The sequence below is a fragment of the Solihabitans fulvus genome, from assembly GCF_008386585.1.
In the GTDB taxonomy this organism is placed as follows: Bacteria; Actinomycetota; Actinomycetes; order Mycobacteriales; family Pseudonocardiaceae; genus Solihabitans; species Solihabitans fulvus.
In genome coordinates, this window is record NZ_VUOB01000148.1 from 1 (window position 1) to 204 (window position 204).

Below are 204 nucleotides of genomic sequence, written 5' to 3' on the forward strand. Positions count from 1 at the left end.
CGGCCTCCGTGTGTTCGCCGGGGTTGGCAGGCGGTGTCGGCGTGGCCGCCGGAGTCCGGTCGAACCGGGGAGCCGGTGCCGGCTGCACCTTGCCGGCCACCTCCACGAACGTCGCGCGCGCCGCGTTGTGCGGGTGCTCGACGGCCTCGCCCGGGTCGAGCACGGGCGCGAGGCACGCGTCGGTGCCGGCGGCGAGCGCCGCCC

1 protein-coding gene is annotated in these 204 nt (G+C 78.9%); it reads right to left on the reverse strand.

What is annotated here, in order from left to right; genetic code table 11:
* A partial coding sequence (locus F0L68_RS40870) for a CoA transferase (RefSeq protein WP_223199603.1) occupies nucleotides 1-204 on the reverse strand: 204 nt, incomplete at both ends.